This is a genomic window from Pseudomonas sp. FW507-12TSA (assembly GCF_058781435.1).
In genome coordinates this window covers 1-18,042 of sequence record NZ_JBYSWT010000039.1, presented here as the reverse complement: position 1 = coordinate 18,042, position 18,042 = coordinate 1, and the positions used below count along the sequence as shown (strand labels likewise).

22 protein-coding genes are annotated in these 18,042 nt (G+C 67.0%); 8 read left to right on the top strand and 14 right to left on the bottom strand.

The features are described from left to right. Positions 1-149 precede the first annotated feature (149 nt). From AC3WK8_RS28225 to AC3WK8_RS28175, 11 genes are all read right to left on the bottom strand, one after another. Entirely contained in the window at positions 150-1,637 is a 1,488-nt protein-coding gene (locus AC3WK8_RS28225; RefSeq protein ID WP_103326423.1) for a cytochrome D1 domain-containing protein, read from the bottom strand. Next, positions 1,634-2,464 (bottom strand): uroporphyrinogen-III C-methyltransferase, encoded by an 831-nt coding sequence (gene cobA, locus AC3WK8_RS28220; RefSeq protein WP_103326424.1) that lies wholly within the window; start codon positions 2,462-2,464, stop codon positions 1,634-1,636. The genes AC3WK8_RS28225 and cobA overlap by 4 nt, the downstream gene beginning before the upstream one ends. A gap of 69 nt (positions 2,465-2,533) precedes the next feature. Beyond that, the gene (gene nirJ, locus AC3WK8_RS28215; protein WP_103326425.1) at positions 2,534-3,712 is read right to left on the bottom strand and encodes a heme d1 biosynthesis radical SAM protein NirJ; all 1,179 of its coding nucleotides are present in this window, start codon (positions 3,710-3,712) and stop codon (positions 2,534-2,536) included. Positions 3,713-3,727: 15 nt separating this feature from the next. Next, positions 3,728-4,231 (bottom strand): siroheme decarboxylase subunit beta, encoded by a 504-nt coding sequence (gene ahbB / locus AC3WK8_RS28210; RefSeq protein WP_053129224.1) that lies wholly within the window; start codon positions 4,229-4,231, stop codon positions 3,728-3,730. Beyond that, positions 4,206-4,649, bottom strand: coding sequence for an Lrp/AsnC family transcriptional regulator (locus AC3WK8_RS28205; protein WP_103326426.1), 444 nt, complete (start codon positions 4,647-4,649; stop codon positions 4,206-4,208). Before AC3WK8_RS28205 ends, ahbB (AC3WK8_RS28210) begins: the two co-directional genes overlap by 26 nt. Beyond that, positions 4,642-5,148: a siroheme decarboxylase subunit beta gene (gene ahbB / locus AC3WK8_RS28200; RefSeq protein ID WP_053129230.1), complete on the bottom strand. Its 507-nt coding sequence runs from the start codon at positions 5,146-5,148 to the stop codon at positions 4,642-4,644. Before ahbB (AC3WK8_RS28200) ends, AC3WK8_RS28205 begins: the two co-directional genes overlap by 8 nt. Next, positions 5,145-5,603: an Lrp/AsnC family transcriptional regulator gene (locus tag AC3WK8_RS28195; RefSeq protein WP_053129233.1), complete on the bottom strand. Its 459-nt coding sequence runs from the start codon at positions 5,601-5,603 to the stop codon at positions 5,145-5,147. The genes ahbB (AC3WK8_RS28200) and AC3WK8_RS28195 overlap by 4 nt, the downstream gene beginning before the upstream one ends. Before the next feature lies 1 nt (position 5,604). Beyond that, a complete protein-coding gene (locus AC3WK8_RS28190; protein WP_103326427.1) occupies positions 5,605-6,783 on the bottom strand; it encodes a cytochrome D1 domain-containing protein in 1,179 nt (392 codons plus the stop codon). Further along, the gene (locus AC3WK8_RS28185) at positions 6,780-7,103 is read right to left on the bottom strand and encodes a c-type cytochrome (protein ID WP_053129239.1); all 324 of its coding nucleotides are present in this window, start codon (positions 7,101-7,103) and stop codon (positions 6,780-6,782) included. The genes AC3WK8_RS28190 and AC3WK8_RS28185 overlap by 4 nt, the downstream gene beginning before the upstream one ends. A gap of 19 nt (positions 7,104-7,122) precedes the next feature. Beyond that, on the bottom strand, positions 7,123-7,437 hold the full coding sequence (locus AC3WK8_RS28180; protein ID WP_103326428.1) for a c-type cytochrome: 315 nt from the start codon (positions 7,435-7,437) through the stop codon (positions 7,123-7,125). 24 nt (positions 7,438-7,461) lie between these two features. Next, the gene (locus AC3WK8_RS28175) at positions 7,462-9,150 is read right to left on the bottom strand and encodes a cytochrome D1 domain-containing protein (RefSeq protein WP_103326429.1); all 1,689 of its coding nucleotides are present in this window, start codon (positions 9,148-9,150) and stop codon (positions 7,462-7,464) included. Between the two features lie 197 nt (positions 9,151-9,347). Here AC3WK8_RS28175 and AC3WK8_RS28170 point away from each other — a divergent pair, with 197 nt between their 5' ends. From AC3WK8_RS28170 to AC3WK8_RS28145, 6 genes are all read left to right on the top strand, one after another. Continuing rightward, on the top strand, positions 9,348-10,142 hold the full coding sequence (locus tag AC3WK8_RS28170) for a CbbQ/NirQ/NorQ/GpvN family protein (protein ID WP_103326430.1): 795 nt from the start codon (positions 9,348-9,350) through the stop codon (positions 10,140-10,142). Further along, positions 10,126-10,698, top strand: a complete 573-nt coding sequence (locus AC3WK8_RS28165) for a cytochrome c oxidase subunit 3 (protein WP_103326431.1) — start codon at positions 10,126-10,128, stop codon at positions 10,696-10,698. The genes AC3WK8_RS28170 and AC3WK8_RS28165 overlap by 17 nt, the downstream gene beginning before the upstream one ends. A gap of 10 nt (positions 10,699-10,708) precedes the next feature. Continuing rightward, complete coding sequence (locus AC3WK8_RS28160) at positions 10,709-10,951, top strand: cytochrome C oxidase subunit IV family protein (RefSeq protein WP_103326432.1); 243 nt, start codon at positions 10,709-10,711, stop codon at positions 10,949-10,951. A 90-nt stretch (positions 10,952-11,041) separates the two neighbouring features. Then, entirely contained in the window at positions 11,042-11,482 is a 441-nt protein-coding gene (locus AC3WK8_RS28155; protein ID WP_053129258.1) for a c-type cytochrome, read from the top strand. A 3-nt stretch (positions 11,483-11,485) separates the two neighbouring features. After that, the gene (locus AC3WK8_RS28150; RefSeq protein ID WP_103326433.1) at positions 11,486-12,913 is read left to right on the top strand and encodes a cbb3-type cytochrome c oxidase subunit I; all 1,428 of its coding nucleotides are present in this window, start codon (positions 11,486-11,488) and stop codon (positions 12,911-12,913) included. Between the two features lie 78 nt (positions 12,914-12,991). Continuing rightward, positions 12,992-14,830, top strand: coding sequence for a nitric oxide reductase activation protein NorD (locus AC3WK8_RS28145; protein WP_103326434.1), 1,839 nt, complete (start codon positions 12,992-12,994; stop codon positions 14,828-14,830). Positions 14,831-14,850: 20 nt separating this feature from the next. On the opposite strand, the gene AC3WK8_RS28140 is transcribed toward AC3WK8_RS28145, so the two are convergent. The 3 genes from AC3WK8_RS28140 to AC3WK8_RS28130 all read right to left on the bottom strand — a co-directional run bounded on the left by AC3WK8_RS28140 (position 14,851) and on the right by AC3WK8_RS28130 (position 15,993). After that, positions 14,851-15,042: a protein DnrP gene (locus AC3WK8_RS28140; RefSeq protein ID WP_103326435.1), complete on the bottom strand. Its 192-nt coding sequence runs from the start codon at positions 15,040-15,042 to the stop codon at positions 14,851-14,853. Then, positions 15,039-15,722 (bottom strand): Crp/Fnr family transcriptional regulator, encoded by a 684-nt coding sequence (locus AC3WK8_RS28135; RefSeq protein ID WP_103326436.1) that lies wholly within the window; start codon positions 15,720-15,722, stop codon positions 15,039-15,041. Before AC3WK8_RS28135 ends, AC3WK8_RS28140 begins: the two co-directional genes overlap by 4 nt. Positions 15,723-15,804: 82 nt before the next feature. After that, the gene (locus AC3WK8_RS28130) at positions 15,805-15,993 is read right to left on the bottom strand and encodes a hypothetical protein (RefSeq protein ID WP_103326437.1); all 189 of its coding nucleotides are present in this window, start codon (positions 15,991-15,993) and stop codon (positions 15,805-15,807) included. A 360-nt stretch (positions 15,994-16,353) separates the two neighbouring features. Between AC3WK8_RS28130 and AC3WK8_RS28125 the strand changes: the two genes are divergently transcribed. After that, a complete protein-coding gene (locus AC3WK8_RS28125; protein WP_103326439.1) occupies positions 16,354-17,544 on the top strand; it encodes an NnrS family protein in 1,191 nt (396 codons plus the stop codon). Between the two features lie 18 nt (positions 17,545-17,562). Next, positions 17,563-18,000, top strand: coding sequence for a hypothetical protein (locus AC3WK8_RS28120; protein WP_103326440.1), 438 nt, complete (start codon positions 17,563-17,565; stop codon positions 17,998-18,000). Positions 18,001-18,042: the final 42 nt, after the last annotated feature.

Here is an 18,042-nt window from a genome sequence, read left to right as displayed (position 1 = left end):
TTGAAAAACTGCCTGCGTTGCCATCGCTGCGTTGAACACAAGCTGGTGCGCCAGCCCGGTCAAAATGCTCGTTTACCACTCGTAAACTGCGCTTTTTCGCCTGTTCTTGTCTTGCGCTGACTGCCTCGCCTACGTTTTTCGACGGTCTGCTAGTGCGAGGTGCCCTCGGCGAACTCGATCTTGTTGCCCACGTTGTACTTGCCTGAAGGCTTGTTCATGGGAATGCGCTTGATCTCCTTCAGCGTCTGGCTGTCGTAGACGATCAGTGCGCCGTCGTTGGCCCAGATGCTCAGCAACAGGTAGCGGCCGTCATGGCTGAACTCTACATGGGCGGCGGTCTTGCCCGGCACGGGGCGCAGGGTGTGGGCGATTTCCAGGGTCTGTTTGTCGATCAGGTGGATGGCGTCGTTGTCCGGGCCGAAGAACACATCGGTCCAGGCGTAGGCCGAGTTGGCATGGCTGCGCATGAAGAAGCCCGGGCCCAGGGTCGGGATCTCCTTGATCAGCTTCCAGGTCTTGAGGTCGATCACCGAGACCAGGCCCTTGCTGATGTTCGGCGTGGCGAACACCCAGTCGCCGTTGCGCTGCCAGTAGGTCCCCGAGCCCAGGTGCGGCATGCCGGGCAGGGCGATGTTGGCCACCACCCGGCCGCTGTCCAGGTCCAGCACCTGGCCGCCCTGGGCCTGGCGTGAAGTGGCCAGCAACTGGCGGTAGTCGGGTGAAAAGGAAAAGTCGTCGAGCATGTCCTGGGCCTGGATCCGCCGTGGGCTGAAGTCCGGGCTGCTGCCGGCGCTGGACAGCTCCCAGACTTCCTTCACGTCCTTGAGCGCGACGATGAAGCTGTCCCGGGGCGGGGCGGTGTACACCGCGCTGACCCGCGACGGGGTGCCGTCCTGGCCGACGGCGGCGATGCTCTTGACCGGGGTCAGGTCGCGCGCGTCCAGCAGCACCAGGTTGCCCGGCAGGTAATTGCCCACCAGCACCCAGCGCCCATCCTTGCTCACCGCCAGGTTGCGGGTGTTGAGCCCGGCCCGCACCTGGGCCACCAGCTTGAGGTTGTGCAGGTCGTACTGGCTGACCCAGCCATCGCGGGAGGCCAGGTAGACGAAGCGCCCGTCGGGGGAGAATTTCGGCCCGCCGTGCACGGCGAAATGGGTGGCGAAACGCGCCAGCACGGTGAAGCGGTCGCCATCGAGGATGCTGATGTGGTGGTCGCCGGCTTCCACCACCACGAACAGGTTCAGCGGGTCGGCGCCATGCTGGGGCGTGGCGGGCAGTTGCTCGACGGGGTTGAGCACCTGGTGGCTGGCGCGGACCTGCTCCTCGCTCCAGGTCGGCGGCGTGGCCGGCGGTTGTTGCAGGTAGGCGGCCAGGCCGTCGATGCGCTCCGGCCCCAGCACCTGGGCGAAGCCGGCCATCTGGCTGGCCGGACGGCCGGCGCTGATCACTTGGCGGATCTCGGCCGGCTTGATCCGTCCCAGGCTCTCGGGCAGCAAAGCCGGCCCGCTGCCGCCAAAGCGGTTGGCAGCGTGGCAGGCCTGGCAATGCTGCTGGTAATCCCGGGCGGCCTGGTCGAGGGCCGGGCTGCCGTGGGCCGGGCTGATCCACAACAGCGGCAGCAACCACAGGGCCCTCATGGCGTCAGCTCCAGTTCGAGCCCGGCGCCGGCGAAATGCGCGGGTTGCTCCATGCTGTGCTGGGCGAACAAGCCGACCACCTTGCCGATCACGGTGAGCGTCGGGGTGGCCAGGGAGCATTGCCCGGCCAATGCCGGCAGTTGCGCCAGGCGGCCACGCAGGACCTGCTGGTCGCGGCAGGTGCCCCGGCTGATCAACGCCGCCGGGGTATCGGCGGCCAAGCCGGCGGCCAGCAGGCGCTCGGTGATCAACCCGAGGTTGCCCAGCCCCATGTAGAACACCAGGGTCTGGCTGCTGTCGGCCAGGTTCTGCCAGGGCAGGTCGAGGGCGCCATCGCGTTGCAGGTGGCCCGTGATGAAGCGGCAGGAGCTGACCAGGTCGCGATGGGTCAGGGGAATCCCGGCATAGGCGCTGCAACCGGCCGCGGCGGTGATGCCCGGCACCACCTGGCAGTCCACGCCTTGTTGCAGCAGGTAGTCCAGTTCCTCGGCGCCACGGCCGAAGATGAACGGGTCGCCGCCCTTGAGCCGCACCACCCTCAGCCCTTGTTGGGCCAGCTCGGCCAGCAGCTGGTTGATCCGCGGTTGCGGCAGGCTGTGGTAGCCGCTGCTCTTGCCCACGTAGTGGCGCTGGCAACGGCTGGGAATCAGCGCCAGCAGCTCGGCGCTGATCAGCCGGTCATGGACCACGGCATTGGCCTGCATCAGCAGGCTCCAGGCACGCAGGGTCAACAGGCGCGGATCGCCCGGCCCGGCGCCGACCAGGGCGACTTCCCCGGGGTTGAACGGCGAGTGAAGGGCGGAAGGTAGAGTGAGGGCTGAATGCATGTGGGCGATCCTCGATCCATCATCAGGGTGGCCGGCTGCGCCTGTATCGACGCTTGCCGGGCCAGGTTCTCAACAGGTGACGCAGGGAATGCGGGCGAGCGGTGGCAGGCCGATTTCTTCATCGCTCAGGTGGCAGCCCGGGTCCTGGCCCCAGAGGTCGCCGGCGGCCCAGGCGCGGGTGCGGGTATTGCCGTTGCAGATCTGAAGCCAGCGGCAGCTGGCGCAACGCCCGGTGACGGCACGTGGATGCTGGCGCAACTGGCGCAGCAGGGCGTCGGGTTGCTCCAGCCACAGGGTGCGAAATGGCGTGCGCCGTACGTTGCCCACCGAGTGTTGCCACCAGTAGGTGTCGGGGTGCACTTCGCCGGTGTTGTCGATATTGGCGATGCCGCTGCCCGAGGCATTGCCGCCCCAGGCCCGGAGCATCTGTTCCAGCTGTGGGTACTGCCCGGGAAGGTGGTGCCGGGTCCAGTGCAGCAGGAGGATGGCGTCGGCGTCGTTGTTGCCGCTGACGAAGTCGCTGTCACGGCCCTGGGCGATGTCCTCCCAGGCCCGGTCGAACAACAGCGCCATGGCCTCGCGGCTCATCTGCAGGTGGGCATCGAGGCCGCGGCTGCGTTTGCCCCTGCCACTGTAGTTGAGGTGCGAGAGGTAGAACTTCTGCACGTCCAGGTCGCGCATCAGGGCCAGCAGCTCGGGCAGTTGTTGGTGGTTGTCGCGGGTCAGGGTGGTGCGCATGCCCACGCGGATGCCTCGCTCGCGACACAGGCGCATGGCCTTGAGCGAGCGGGCGAAGCTGCCCTTGAGCTGGCGAAAGCTGTCGTGGGTGTCCTGCAGGCCGTCGATGCTGATGCCCACGTAGTCGAAATCGGCGGCGCTCACTTGCTCGATATTGTTCTCGTCGATCAGCGTGCCGTTGCTCGACAGCGCGACGAACATGCCATGGGCCCGGGCGTGGGCGCTGAGCTGGAACAGATCGTCGCGCAGCAGCGGCTCGCCGCCGGAGAGGATCAGCACCTTGACCCCGGCCTCGGCCAAATCGTCGATCACCTGCAAGGCCGCCGAGGTGTCGAGCTCGTCGCGGAACACGCTGTCGGCCGAGGTGGCGTAGCAGTGCTTGCAGGTCAGGTTGCACCGGCGCAGCAGGTTCCAGATCACCACCGGCGGGCGGATGCTGCCCGGTGTGCTGGTGCGGGGGGGCGGCGCCTGGCCGGCCAGGACGCGCAGGTAATGGCTGATCCTCAACATGCAACTCTCCTTGTCTCAGTGCTGTTGGGCGTGCAGGCGCAGGCCGGTCTTCTTCAGGATGCGGCTGCTGACCAGCATCTCGTCGGCCCGGCAGGCCTGTCCCAGCAGATAGCGCAGGTGCTCGCGATAGCTGTCGATCTCCATGGCGCTGCGGCCGTGGACCATGGCGAACAGGTTGTAGCGCCACTGCTCGCGGCGCGGGCGCCGGTAGCAATGGCTGACGAAGGGCTGGGCGCCGATCAGTTGGCCCAGGCGCGGCATGTGCTCGTCGTCGACGTCCCAGACGGTCATGCCGTTGAAGCGATAACCCAGGCGATAGTGGTTGGGCACCGCGGCGATGCGGCGGATAGCGCCCTCGGCCTGCAGGCGCTGGAGCAGCTCCAGGGTTGCGTCGCGGCTCAGTTGCAGTTGCTCGGCCAGCCAGCCCCAGGGGTCGTCCACCAGGGGCAGGCCGGCCTGGGTCAGGGCCACCAGGCGCAGCTCCAGCGCGCGTTCAGACCGGGAAGTACAGGCCGACATGGTAGGTCTCCTCCTTGGGCAGGTTGAGCACCGCAAGGCCGCTGTCCTGCTCGATGCGCCGCAGGGTCTGGCGCAGCTCGCGCTCGCTGGCGCAACCGAGCACGAACCACATGTTCCAGGCATGTTCGCGACGGTAGTTGTGGGCCACCTCGGGCATGGCCTCCAGCAGCGCCGCGACTGCCTCGAAGCGTTCCTCGGGCACGCGCAGCGCCGCCAGGGTGAAGGCACCGCCCAGGCGCTCGATATCGAACATCGGGCCGAAGCGGGTCAGGGTGCCGTCGTCCAGCAGGCGCTGCACGCGCTGGCGCAGGACCTGGCTGTCGCTGCCCAGTTCCCGGGCCAATACCTGCCAGGGATCGGGCACCAGCGGCAGGCCCAGTTGCAGGCGGTTGACCAGGCGCCGGTCCAGCTCATCCATGGCTCACCGCCCCCGGGGCGAAGCGCCCGCCGCACTGCTTGAAGGCCTGGGTGCTGAACAGCACCTGGTGGGGCAGGTCACTGAGCAGATGGCGCTGCAACAGGTCGTGGATCTGCGCCTCGACCCGTTGGCGCTGGCGGCCGTGGATCATGCAGAACAGGTTGTAGCGCCATTGCGGCAGGCGCCGCGGCCGCTGGTAGCACAGGCTCACCGCCGACTCGCCGCCCAGGCGCTGGCCGACTTCGTCGATCAGCGCGTCGGGGATGTCCAGTACCAACATGGCGTTGGCGGTAAAACCCAGGGCGCGATGGTTGAGCACCAGGCCCAGGCGGCGAAACAGCCCCTGGTGCTGCCATTGTTCGACCTGGGCCAGCACCTGGGGCTCTTCGGCGCCGATCTGCCGGGCCAGGGCTTGGTAGGGGCGGGCCTCCAACGGCAGGCCGGTCTCCAGCAGGCGGCGCAGGGCCAGGGCCTGGCAGGCATCGAGGGCGGCGTTCATGGGGCGTCTCCCAGGGCGAAACCCAGGTCGATGCGATAGGCCGTGAGCATCGGCAGGTCCAGGGGGACCAGGCCGGTGTCGGCCTGTAATTCGGCGAGGACGTTCTGCAGGTGCGCCCGGTCCGGTCCGGTGAGCACGAACCACAGGTTGTAGTGGTGCTCGCGGGCGTAGTTGTGATTGACCTCGGGGTAGTGGTTGATGCGTTCGGCCACTTGCTGCAGGCGCTCCTGGGGCACCGCCAGGGCCGCCAGGGTGCTGGCCCCGGCGCGGCGGTGCTCGAACACCGGGCCGATGCGCGAGAGGCGCCCGTGCTCGGTCATCCGCTGCAGGCAGGCGATCACCTGCTCCTGGCTGCAATCCAGGGCCTGGGCCATTTCCAGGTAGGGTTCGGCGCACACCGGCATGCCGTGCTGGAAGCGTTCGATCAGGCGTTGCTCCAGGGTATCGAGGGGCATGTCAGTACCCCATCTGCTGGGCGCGGCTGCTGAAGAAGATTCCGCTGGGCGCGGCGGCCGGCAGGCTGTGCCGCAGCTGGAGGCGGTAGGGGTCCCAGATTTGCAACTGGTCGCCATCGCGCACCGACAGCCACAACTGGTCGCCACGGGCGGTGAATTCCATATGCAACACCCCGGGCCCGGGCCGCAGGTCGGCGACGATCTGGTGGCTCTGGCTGTCGATCACCTGCACCCGGTCGTTGTCCGGGTAGGCGAAGTTGACCCACAGCTGGCGGCCATCGGGGCGCGCGGTGACGAACACCGGCTGGCCGGCCACGGCGATGGCGGCGCTCTGCTGCCAACTGCGCGCATCCATCACCAGTACCTGGTGGCGGCCCACGGCGGGGACGAACGCCTGCTCGCCCGCTACGGCCCAGCCTTCCAGGTGGGGCATCTTGTACACCGGCAGTTTTTCCTGGCCACGGCCATAGTCGCCAAGCACTCGCTTGACCCCGCGTTCCGGGTGCCAGAGGTCGAGCTGGGCCATGCCATCCTCGCCGAACAGGCCGGCCATGTAATAGCGGCCGTCGGTGGTGATCAGCGCATCGTAGGGCTGCTGGCCGATGCCGGTGTAACGGGTGATGCGCGGTGTGTTGCCCTGGCTGAAGTCGGCGCTCCAGATCTCGCCGGTGTCGAACAGGCTGAACACGAAACGCTGGCCCGGGGCATCCACCAGGCCCACCACCCGCGAGCGCTGCTTGCCGCCGGCCAGCAGGGTGGCGGGGATATCGGCCACAAGCTCCAGGGTGGCGGCGTCGAACACCTTGACCCCGCCCGGCACATAGTTGGATACCGCAATCAGGCGCCCGTCCTGGCTGATGGCGCCGCCGATGCTGTTGCCGCCCTGGATCACCCGCCGGGCGATGCGCTGTTCGAGCAGGTCGACCTGGGTCAGGCCGCCGTCGCGGCCGAACACATAGGCGTAGCGCTGGTCGCGGGAGAACACCGCCGAGGCGTGGGACAGGTCGCCCAGCCCTTCGATACGGGCCAGGGCCCGGCCCTGGCTGCTCTCGACGATCTGCACGCTGCCGGTGGCACGCTCCACCACCAGGCCCAGGTCGCCACTGCCACGCAGCGGGGCCTGGGCACAGGCGGACAACAGCAGGGCGCACGCCGCGCCGAGCATCAGGGGACGGATCATGGTTCAGAGGTTCCTTGCAAGAGATGATCGACCAGCCAGCCGATGTCCTCGGCGCTCAGTAGCGGCTCCCAGGGCGGCATGGCGGTGCCGGGGCGACCCAGGCGCACGGTGGCGACCAGGCCGTCGCGGGGTTTGCCGGCCAGGGCGGCAGGGGTCAGTTCCGGGCCCAGGCCGCCGGTCAGGTGCAGGCCATGGCAGGCGCCGCAGTCCTGTTCCAGCAGGTGTTGCAACTGCGCCTGGCGCTGGGCGTCAGGCGCGGCATGAAGAGGGGGGCAAAGCAGGAGGGTCGCCAGGATCACTGCGCGGGGGTAGCTGTTCATGACGCCCTCCTGGTCGGTTTCATTTCAGGCTCAGGACCCACTTGGCCAGCTGCGCCGCTTCTTCTTCGCTGACCGCGTTGGCCGGCATCGGGATCGGCCCCCAGTTGCCCTGGGTGCCGTTCTTGATGTGTCCGGCCAGGGTCTGGGCCGCACCGGCGACCCCGGCATTCTTGGCCGCCACCTCCTTGAGCGCAGGCCCCACCAGCTTGCTGTCCACGCTATGGCAGGCCACGCAGGACTTGCTCTGGAACAGGGCCAGGCCGTCGTCGGCCAAGGCGGTTTGCAGGTTCAACGCACAGCCCAGGACGAAGAGTGAAAGCAGGGTATTTTTCATGGCGATTCCTTGCGTTGATAAAACTCAATAAATGTCGTTCTGGGTGTTGTAGACATTGAACTTGCCGGTGGGGGTGATCAGCCGCTGGTCCTTGATTACCTGCTTGACGGCCAGGGTCTTGTCGTCGATCACCACCAGCGCCGACTCCTCGGTCTGGCCGTTCCACACCGAGAACCAGACCTCGTCACCGGCCTTGTTGTACTCGGGCTGCACCACCCGCAGGGCGCCTTGCTTGATGCCGGAGTATTCGGCGATCGGCAGCACCTTGTAGCCGGCGTCGAGCTTGTCGATGTCGAACACCGCCACCGACTGGCTGAGCTTGGCGTCGGGGTTGAGGGTGGTATCCACGTACAGGTGGCGGGATGCGGGGTGGGTCTTGATGAACAGCGAGCCGCCGCCCTGGCCCTTGAGCGAGCCCACTTGTTTCCAGGCGTATTGCGGGTGCTTGGCCGGGTCGGTGCCGATCATCGAGATGCCGGCGTCGCCCAGGTGGCTGGTGGCCCACACCGGGCCGAACTGCGGATGGTCGAAGTTGGCGCCACGGCCCGGGTGCGGGGTCTTGCCCACGTCCACCAGGGCAGTCAGGCGACGCTCCTTGGAGTCGATCACCGCCACCTTGTTGGAGTTGTTGGCCGCCGTCATGAAGTAGCGGTGGCTGCTGTCCCAGCCGCCGTCATGCAGGAATGGCGCGGCATCGATGCTGGTGATGGTCAGGTTCTTGATGTCCTCGTAGTTGACCAGCATGACCTTGCCGGTTTCCTTGACGTTGACGATGAACTCCGGCCATTCGTGGGAGGCGATGATCGCCGCCACCCGTGGCTCGGGGTGGTACTCCTGCTTGTCGACGGTCATGCCCCGGGTCGAGACGATCTGCCTGGGCTCCAGGGTCTGGCCATCCATGATGGTGAACTGCGGCGGCCAGTAGGAGCCGGCGATGGCGTACTTGTCCTCGTAGCCCTTGAACTTGGAGGTCTCCACCGAGCGTGCCTCGATGCCCACCTTGATCTCCGCGACCTTGGTCGGCTCCTTGGGCCACAGGTCGATCATGTCGATGCGCGCATCGCGGCCGATCACCAGCAAGTAGCGTCCGGACGCGGAGATCCGCGAAATGTGCACGGCATAGCCGGTCTCGATGAGCTTGACGATCTGCTTGCTGTCGCCGTCCACCAGGGCGATCTTGCCGTCGTCGCGCAGGGTCACCGAGAACAGGTTCTGCAGGTTGAGGGTGTTCATTTGCCGGGTCGGGCGGTCCTCGGGCTTGACCAGCAGCTTCCAGGTGTTGCGGGTCTCGGCCATGCCCCATTCCGGCGGGGTGGGCGGGGTGTGCTGGATGAAGTTGGCCATGGTGGTGATCTGCGCCTTGGTCAGGGCGTTGGAGGTGCCCCAGTTGGGCATGCCCGCCGGCGAGCCGTAGGTGATCAGCGCTTCGAGGTAGGCCTGGCCACGGGCCTGGGTGATGTCCGGAGTCAGGGGCTTGCCGGTGGCGCCCTTGCGCAGTACGCCATGGCAACCGGCACAGCGCTGGAAGTAGATCTCCTTGGCGGCGTCGAAGTCGGCCTGGCTCATGTCCGGCGCCCCGGCGCTGGTGACCATGGCCGGCGGTGCCGCACCCGATGCCTTGGACTCGGCGGCGGCAGTGGGAAGGGCCAGCGCCAGCGCCGAACAGAGGCTGGCGACGGACAGGGCAAGGGTTTTTCGATTACTGATCAGCATCCTTCTCTCCTCAGGCATGACCTTTGCGATGTGCTGGGAGGGCCAGGACAGAGCGCAGGTTCTTGGTGCACAAGAAGGCTATTGCGCAGCAGGGCATTGCTCACTTGATCGCGATCAAGTTTGCCTTTCGCGCTGCTTGCCAGGTTGTCGCAGGGACTCTTAGCGTGATCGCGAACCCGTCGTCATCCAGGTATCCCATGGACCTCGCTGAACCCCGCTGCGAACCCTTCTACCAGGCTCAGGGCAACGAGCCGGCCCTGTTCGAGCAAGCCTGGCGCCACGGCCTGCCGGTGCTGATCAAGGGCCCCACCGGCTGCGGCAAGACCCGCTTCGTCCAGCACATGGCCCAGCGCCTGCAACTGCCGCTGCACACCGTGGCTTGCCACGACGACCTGAGCGCCGCCGACCTGGTGGGTCGGCACCTGATCGGTGCCCATGGCACCTGGTGGCAGGACGGTCCGCTGACCCGGGCGGTGCGCGAGGGCGGTATCTGCTACCTCGACGAAGTGGTGGAGGCGCGCCAGGACACCGTGGTGGTGCTGCACCCTTTGGCCGACGACCGCCGCGAGCTGTTTTTGGAACGCACCGGCGAAGTGCTCAAGGCGCCGCCGTCGTTCATGCTGGTGGTGTCCTATAACCCCGGCTACCAGAACCTGCTCAAGGGCATGAAACCCAGCACCCGCCAGCGCTTCGTGGCCATGCGCCTGGGTTACCCGGATGCCGCGCAGGAGGAGCGCATCGTTCGCCGCGAGGCCGGGGTCGATGCGGCCCTGGCCAGCCAGGTGGTCAAGCTCGGCCAGGCCCTGCGCCGGCTCGACCAGCACGACCTGGAGGAGGTGGCCTCGACCCGCTTGCTGATCTTCACCGCGCGTCTGATCGGCGCCGGTATGGACCCGCGCCAGGCGTGCCTGGCCTGCCTGGCCGAGCCACTGAGCGACGACCCGGTGACCGTGGCGGCGCTGATGGACGTGGTCGATGTGCACTTCCCCTGAACCGAGGGCACGCCGCTTGCCGGGGGACCTGGCGATGTGGCTGTTCATCCTGGTCGAGCTGTCGGTGTTCGCCTTGCTGATCCTGGCGTTCGCCGTGACCGCGCAACTCAAGCCGCAACTGTTCGCCAGCGGCCGCTCCTTGCTCGACACCTCCACCGGCCTGGCCATGACCCTGAGCCTGCTGGGGGCCGGGTTGCTGGCGGCGCTGGCCCTGGAGCAACTGCGCGAGCTGCGGCCTCGGCGGGCGGCCTGCCTGCTGGGCCTGGCCTGCTGCGTGGCCGGGGTCTATGCCTGGCTCAAGCTCGGCGAGTACCGGCACCTGGCGGACCTGGGCCTGGGGCTGGAGCACGACACCTTCTTCACCCTGTACTGGCTGCTCACCGGCTTTCACTTCCTGCATGTGCTGCCGGGCATGGCGATCCTCGCCTGGCTGGCCTACCGCGCCTGGACCCGGGCCCCGCTAGTCGATAGCGGCTTCGAATCCGGGGTGTTGTATTGGCACATGGTGGACCTGGTGTGGGTGGTGCTGTTCCCGCTGGTCTACATCCTGGATTGAGGAGATCCCCATGACGGCTTCACGCATCCTGCTGCTGTGCGGGCTGGCCCTGGCCGTGCTCAGCCTGGGCACCGTGCTGCTGGGCCAGGGCGGGTGGGTCATGGCCCTGGCGGTGGCCAAGGCCTGGCTGATTACCGAGGGCTTCATGGAATTGCGCCACAGTTCCTGGCGCTGGCGCTTGCCAATGCTGGCCTGGGCCCTGGTGGTGCTGGCTCTGGTGGGCCTGGTATCGCACCTGCCGGGCAAAGCCTGAGTAAAACAATCGGCCTTTCTTGATTGCCATCAAGCGGTTTCCGACCCCGCGCTTTCTATCATGGCCACGCCAAGCAAAGAGGACGCGACCATGTCAGAGACCTTCACCAAGGGCATGGCCAGGAACATCTATTTCGGGGGAAGCGTGTTCTTCTTCCTGATATTCCTGGCCTTGACCTATCACACCGAGCAGACCTTTCCCAAACGTAGCAACCAGGCGCAGCTGACCGAGGCAGTGGTGCGCGGCAAGACGGTCTGGGAGCAGAACAACTGCGTCGGCTGCCACACGCTGCTGGGCGAGGGTGCGTACTTTGCGCCGGAGCTGGGCAACGTCTACAAGCGCCGTGGCGGCGAGGAGGGGTTCAAGCCCTTCATGCAGGCCTGGATGAAGATGCAGCCTTTGGGCGTGCCCGGGCGCCGGGCCATGCCGCAGTTCCACCTGAGCGAGCAAGAGGTCGACGATATCGCCGAATTCCTCAAGTGGAGCTCGAACATCGACACCAACGGCTGGCCGCCCAACAAGGAGGGCTGAGTGATGAGCATTGCCAATCCACATCTGAAATTCGCCTCGCAGGCCGTGGCCAAACCCTACTTCGTGTTCGCCCTGATGCTGTTCCTCGGCCAGGTGCTGTTCGGCCTGATCATGGGCCTGCAATACGTGGTCGGCGACTTCCTGTTCCCCACCATCCCGTTCAACGTGGCGCGCATGGTCCACACCAACCTGCTGATCGTCTGGCTGCTGTTCGGCTTCATGGGCGCGGCCTACTACCTGGTGCCGGAGGAAGCCGACCGCGAACTGCACAGTCCGAAACTGGCGATCATGCTGTTCTGGGTGTTCGCCGTGGCCGGGGTGCTGACCATCCTCGGCTACCTGCTGGTGCCCTATGCGGGCCTGGCCCGGCTGACCCACAACGAACTGCTGCCGACCATGGGCCGGGAGTTCCTGGAGCAGCCGACCATCACCAAGCTGGGCATCGTGCTGGTGTGCCTGGGGTTCCTCTACAACATCGGCATGACCCTGCTCAAGGGTCGCAAGACCACGGTCAGCATGGTGATGATGACCGGCCTGATCGGCCTGGCGGTGTTGTTCCTGTTCTCCTTCTACAATCCCGGCAACCTGGCCCGCGACAAGTTCTACTGGTGGTGGGTGGTGCACCTCTGGGTGGAAGGCGTGTGGGAATTGATCATGGGTTCGATGCTGGCCTTCGTGCTGATCAAGATCACCGGCGTCGACCGCGAGGTGGTGGAGAAGTGGCTGTACGTGATCATCGCCATGGCGCTGATCAGCGGCATCATCGGCACCGGCCACCACTTCTTCTGGATCGGCGCGCCCGAGGTCTGGTTGTGGGTCGGCTCGATCTTCTCGGCCCTGGAACCGCTGCCGTTCCTGGCCATGGTGATGTTCGCCTTCACCATGGTGCGCAACCGCCGGCGCCAGCACCCCAACCGCGCCGCCACACTGTGGGCCAAGGGCACCACGGTCACCGCGTTCTTCGGTGCCGGGGTCTGGGGCTTCCTGCACACCCTGGCGCCGGTCAACTACTACACCCACGGCACGCAACTGACTGCGGCCCACGGCCACCTGTCGTTCTACGGGGCCTACGCGATGATCGTCATGACCCTGATCAGCTACGCCATGCCGCGCTTGCGCGGTCTGGGCGAGGCGCCCGACGAGCGTGCGCAGACCCTGGAAATCTGGGGCTTCTGGCTGATGACCCTGTCGATGGTGATGATCACCTTGCTGCTCACCGCCGCCGGCGTGGTCCAGGTGCTGCTGCAACGCTGGGCCGAAGACGGCAGCGCCTTGCCGTTCATGTCCACCACCGAGCACCTGCGTGGCCTGTTCTGGGCGCGCCTGGCCAGTGGCGTGGGCTTCATGGCCGGGCTGATCTGCTACCTGCTGAGCTTTCGCCAGCGGGGTCGCGCCGCCCTGGCCGCACCGGTCCCGGTGGTCGCGTCCTGAGGCTGGCTGGCGCTTTAAAAAAACCGCGGCCCGGCCAGTGCGGCGGGCCGCTTCCTGGCGTTCAGAGGAGGTGCCGCAATGGCCTTCACGGTTGAACTGGAAGAATGGGTCGGCAGCGTCTGGCATCGCTTCATCACTCGCCGGGCCAGTAGCGATTTTCCCGAGGCGCGGGTCGAGCTGGCGTCCCGGCAGCGTGCCCTGGCCGTGCTGTATCGGGCCATGGGCGGTGCGCCCGGCAAGAACCTCGAGGCGGCCAGCGAGCGCGACCTGTTGCTGCGCCGCAGCCTGCTGCAGCAGATCGCCGGGACGTGCCGGCAAGCGCCCCTGGCCTGTTGCGACGAACAACACCTGCGCTTGCCGGCCAGCCTGGCGGTGTTTCCCGATCCCCAACTGAATACGGAACTCTATCGCTGGCTGGTGCTGCTGGCGGCCCAGGCCGGCCCCATGCGCCACTGGGGGCGAGACAACCAGCGCTGGACCCAGGCATTGCTGCAGGCCTATCCGGGGCTGGCCGCGCGCTACCGGCGCCTGGTGGAGGCGCACCTGCAGTTGCGCCCCGACCCGGCCACGCTGCGACCGGACGAGGCAGCCCTGGAGCGCGCCCTGTGCCAGGCCCTGCGCGAGCCGGGCAGTGTCCGTGAGTTTCCCCGTAGCGAACGGGCCGCCTGGCCGCTGCCCCTGTGGCTGTATCCGCCGCTGCACCTTTGCAGCCCGCAGGCGGCGGACTTCGAGCAGGACGACAGCCCACTGCCGGCCAGTGCCGGTGAGCAACAGGGCGGGCGCAAGCGGGCCACGCGCATCGATGACGCGCCGGCCAAGGGCGGCCTGTTGATCGTGCGCCTGGAGAACCTGTTCAGTTGGACCGAGCACGTCGAGCTCGACCGCTGGGAGGATGACAGCCAGGACCCCGACGCCGCCCGGGTCGCCGAGGACCTCGACCACCTGACCCTGTCGCGCACGCGGATCCGCAAGGGTGGCGGCCTCAAGTTGCACCTGGACCTGCCACCGGCGGACATCGACGACCTGCCCCTGGGCGAGGGCATCAAGCTGCCGGAGTGGGATTATCGCCAGGGCCGGCTGCGGGAGGACTTCGTCAACCTGCAGCTGTTCGAGCCACGGGATTGCCAACCGCAAGCGCTGCCGGGCCATCTGCAAGCCCCGGCCCGGCGCTTGCGCCGCCAGTTCGAGCAGTTGCGCGACCGGCGCCAATGGCTGCGCCAGCAACCCCAGGGCAGCGAGCTGGACCTGCAAGCCTGGTTGGACTTCCACGTCGAGCGCCAGCACGGGCGCAGCGCCGCGCGCGGTTTGTTCCTGGAGCGGCGCCAGACCCAGCGCGACCTGGCGTGCCTGCTGCTGGCGGATGTGTCGATGTCCACCGATGCGCACCTGAACGACCAGCACCGGGTGATCGAGGTGATCCGCGACAGCCTGCTGCTGTTCGGCGAGACCTTGTCGCTGCTCGGCGACGATTTCGCCTTGTACGGTTTCTCCTCGCTGCGCCGCCAGCAGGTACGACTGCAAGAACTCAAGGGTTTCGACCAGGCCTACGACGACCGTATCCGGGGCAAGATCCAGGGCCTCAGGCCCGGCTACTACACCCGCATGGGCGCAGCGATCCGCCAGGCCACGCGCCTGCTGCAAGGGCGCAAGCACCAGCGCAAGCTGCTGTTGCTGCTCACCGATGGCAAGCCCAACGACCTGGATCTGTACGAAGGGCGCTATGGCGTCGAAGACACCCGTGAGGCGCTGCGCGAAGCCCGGCGCCAGGGGCTCACGCCGTTCTGCATCACCATCGATCGCGAGGCCGGGGCCTATCTGCCGTACATGTTCGGCAGCCACGGCTACAGCCTGATCCACCAGCCCGAGCAGCTACCCCTGCGCCTGCCGCAGCTGTACCGCCAATTGACCCAGCCCTGAGGCCGGGTCGAGGGCGATGCCTAGCGCGGCAACCACAGCACCATCGCCAGGCAGAACAGCGTCAGGGCGATGCAGAACCCCATGAAGCGCTTCTGCCGGCGTGCTCCGGCCTGGGCCGCCCTGGCCGGCAGCGGCATGCCGCAGTGCTGGCAGTGGTCGGCCCCGGGCGGATTGTCCTGCTGGCAGTACAGGCATTGCGCCTGGGAGCTCATTCGAATTGCTCCAGCCGTGGCCGGTCGAGAATGACGATGCGCCGGCCGTCCTGGCTGATGATCTTGTCGTCGATCAGGCGCCGGATGATCCGCGAGAAGGTCTCGGGCTGGATCGCCAGGTGGCCGGCGATCAGTTGCTTGGCCATCGGCAGCTCGAACTGGCGCTCCACGGGCTGGGCCTGCATCAGCTGGGTGAGCAGGTAGCGCACCACCCGGTGGGTGGCGTTTTTCAGCGACAGCGTCTCGATCTCGTTGACCCGCTGGTGCAGGCGTACGCAGAGCTTGCCCAGCAGGGCGAAGGTCAGCCGGTTGTTGCTTTGCAGCAGGCGGATATAGGTGGCATTGGACAGCCGGTAGAGCTGCGTGGGGCCGACGGCCTCGGCCGAGGCCACGTAGTTGGGGGTGTCCATCAGCATCATCGCTTCGGCGAAGGTCTGGCGCGGGCCGATCACCTCGAAGACCTTCTCCTGGCCGTCCGGGGTCAGGCGGTAGATCTTCACCGCCCCGGCAATGACGAAATAGAACGCATCGGCGGATTCGCCCTGGTGGAACAGCGGCTCGCCCTTGTCGACGCTGAGCAGTTGGCTGGTGGCCATCAACTCGTCGAGCTGCTCGTCGTTCAAGGGCTCGAACAGGTGATGGCTGCGCAAGATCTGGTGGTGGACTCGGTGAAGCACCATGGCTATTGATCCTCATGTGGGCAAGGGCAGGGAAGGGGTTCAGACCAGGCTCAGAACCTGTTCACGATCTGCTGCGCTTAGCTCATGCGGCGTTAAAAATGCCTTCGAAATGCTCATTTAGGGCCCTAAATTGCGCTTTCTCAGCCATTTTTGCCTTGCCTGAGCGTCGCTCGCTAGAGCGTGAACAGGTTCTCAGGGAAATACCGCTGGCGGTCGCCACCAGGGCGCTGAGGATGCAGAACCAGGCCAGGGGCTGGATGATGTTTTTCATGGGAACTCCAGGAACGCGGGACAGCTTTGCCGAGCAAGACCCGGACCAGGCCCCGGCCCCCGCAAATCCTGGGCCTGAATGGCGACAGGGTTTAAATGACCCTGGTGATTAGGGTTCTAATGACCATGATCGGGTTGTTTTTACCCTGTGATGGGTACAAGGGTGCCGGCCAGCCGCGCCCGGGTACAGGGCACGACCCTTGCACTACCCGCCTGGACAGCCAGGTTGCGGTTGTCGTCGACCAGCTCATCGACTGCTTCGTTGATGTGGCGCAGCGGCGACGGTCGGCGAATGGCAGAAGGTGACGCCGGGATTCGCTTCGCCGTGGATAGCACCGGCAACAAGGTAAGGAGTGGCTTGATGCAAGTACTTGATCGCCGTAAGGCCCTGGCCGTAGCGCCGTTGTTGCGCCTGGCGTTCCGTCCGATGTTCCTCGCCGGCTGCGTCCTCGCGCTGCTGGCGATACCGCTGTGGCTGGCGGCGTTGCAGGGCGTGCTGGGCAGTTGGCAGCCCGCGGGCGGCTGGCTGGCCTGGCACCGCCACGAGCTGGTATTCGGTTTCGGCCTGGCGATCATCGCCGGGTTCCTGCTCACCGCAGTGCAGACCTGGACCGGCCAGCCGGGCCTGTCCGGCAAGCCGCTGGCGGGCCTGGCGCTGTTGTGGCTGGCCGCCCGGGTAGCCTGGCTGACGGACCTGCCCTGGCCGCTGCTGGCGCTGCTGGAGCTGGGCTTTCCATTGCTGGTGGCGCTGGTCATGGCGCGGACCCTGTGGCGGGTGCGCCAGCAGCGCAACTATCCGCTGGTGCTGGTCCTGCTGTTGCTGACGGCGGTGGATGGCCTGGCGGTGTGCGGCCTGGTGCGTGGCGATGAGGGCTGGCAGCGCCAGGCGGTGCTGGCCGGCATCTGGCTGGTGGCGGCGATCATGGGCCTGATCGGTGGCCGGGTGATTCCGTTCTTCACCCAGCGCGGGCTGGGGCGGGCCGAGGCGGTGGCGCCCTGGCCCTGGCTCGACTGGCTGTTGCTGGGCGGTTCGGCCCTGGTGGCGCTGCTGTATGCCGCTGGGTTGGCCCTGGCCCCGAGCCCCTGGCTGGGCCTGTTGTTCGCCTTCCTGGCGCTCGGGCACCTGGTACGCCTGTGGCGCTGGCATGATCGCGGCCTGTGGCAGGTACCGCTGCTGTGGTCGCTGCACCTGGCCTATGCCTGGCTGGCGCTGGCCTGCCTGGGCATGGCCCTGTGGCATGGCGGGGTGGCGCTGAACCCGAGCCTGGCGGTGCACTGCCTGACCATCGGCGCCATGGCCGGGTTGATCCTGGCGATGATCGCGCGGGTCAGCCTCGGCCATACCGGACGGCCGTTGCAGCCACCGGCGGGGATGACCCAGGCCTTTATCCTGATCAACCTGGCCGGCGTCTGCCGGGTGCTGCTGGTGCCCTGGCTGCCCCAGGCCGGGTTGTGGCTGGCGGGCGCGTGCTGGGCCCTGGCCTTCGCCCTGTATGCCTGGCGCTACGGGCCGATGCTGCTGCAGCCACGGGTCGACGGCCACCCAGGTTAAGGTCCGGGAGAGTCCAGGATGTTCTATCCCTATCTGTTGTTGATCCACCTGCTGGCGGCCATCGCATTCATCGGCACGCTGTTCTTCGAGCTGCTCATCTGGCCGGCGGTGCGCCGCCAGGTGCCGGCCACGGCCCAGGCCGAGGTCGACCAGGCGCTGTCGGTGCGCTCGCGCAAGGTCCTGCATGGCGTGGTGGTGTTGCTCTATGGCGCTGGAATCGGCCTGGCCTGGCACCATCGACTGGCCCTGGCGCACCCGCTGGGCAGCACCTTCGCCAGCTTGCTGGGGCTGAAGATCGTCCTGGCCCTGAGCATCATCGGCCACTATCTCCTGCTGGCGTTCTGGCTGCTGGGCGGACGCCTGAGCGAGGCCCGGGCGCTGGGCATCCGCCGCAGCATCCTTGGGCACATGGTGTTGATCGTGATCCTGGCCAAGGCCATGTTCTATTGGCATTGACCGGCGCGGACCGGCCCGTTTCCACCAGGGAACGGGCCGGTC